1 protein-coding gene is annotated in these 1,163 nt (G+C 72.3%); it reads left to right on the forward strand.

Annotated elements, in window-relative coordinates; all coding sequences use genetic code 11:
* Positions 1-420: 420 nt before the first annotated feature.
* Positions 421-1,163, forward strand: a 743-nt coding sequence (locus ADK57_RS12670; RefSeq protein ID WP_053749520.1) for a DUF4142 domain-containing protein, incomplete at its 3' end; no start/stop codon positions are given.

The following is a 1,163-nucleotide window of genomic DNA, read 5'->3' on the forward strand; positions in this document are numbered from 1 at the left end:
CCCCCGCCCCCCGCGGGGGCCCCCCCCCAAACGCCCGGGTTCCCCCCGCCCCCCCGGGGCCGGCCCCCCCCCCACGAAAGGCCGGACCCCCGCCACGCCGGACTGCGCACCCCACCGCCCCCACCCCGCCGCAGTACCGGCCAGCCGCTCGACCGCCCTACGTCACGCCCCGCTCCCCCACTAGTCGCACGCCCACCCGCGACTGTGCCGGGGTTAACACCTCACGCGAGCAGCCCGGCAATCGCACCCGGTATCACCCCACTTGACCCTTTATACCCCCCGATCCCCGTCCCCCATTGACCCCGCATCGTCCCCGATGCAACCATTCTCCCCCGTACGGAAGTTGGCGTAGACCCCGCAGTAACATGCCAACCCCGGACCCGAAACGCACTAGCGTGCGGTGCCGCAACAGGAGGCACCATGCGACCGCGACCCCCCATCAACGGCAGAGGCATCTTCACCGGCACCGGTCTCATCATCGTCGGCCTGACGGCGACCCTCGTGGCGCTGATCTTCCCGATCTGGTCGTACTCCGACCGTTCCGGGACCGGCCTGGACGTGCTGAACGCGCAGACCGTGTCGACGAAGTACGGGCCGCTGTCCGCTCTCGACCGCGAGTTCGTCACCAAGGTCCGGCTGGCCGGCCTGTGGGAGCTGCCCGCGGGCCAGCAGGCGCAGCAGAAGGGCACCACGCAGGCCGTGAAGACGGCGGGCGGGCACCTGATCGAGGGCCACACCTTCCTGGACGAGCGAGTCCGTGACGTCGCGTCCAAGCTCGGCCTCGAACTGCCCAACGAGCCCACCGAGCAGCAGAAGCAGTGGCTCGCGACGCTGACCTCGGCACAGGGCGTGGAGTACGACCGGGACTTCGCCAACATCCTGCGACTGGCCCACGGCAAGGTGTTCTCGGTCGTCGCCCAGGTACGTGCCAGTACCCGCAACTCCCTGGTCCGCGCCCTGGCCGACGACGCGAACACCACCGTGCTGGACCACATCAAGGTCCTGGAGGCCACCGGGTACGTCGACTTCGACGCCCTGGCCCAGGACATGGCCGCCGGCTCCACTCCCCCGATCACCCACTCCCCGGCCCCCCCCCCCCCCCCGGCGGGGCCCCGCCCCCCGGGCCCCCGGGACCCCCCCCGCCCCCCCCACCCCCCCCCCCC

Source organism: Streptomyces sp. MMG1533, from assembly GCF_001279775.1.
Taxonomy (GTDB): Bacteria; Actinomycetota; Actinomycetes; order Streptomycetales; family Streptomycetaceae; genus Streptomyces.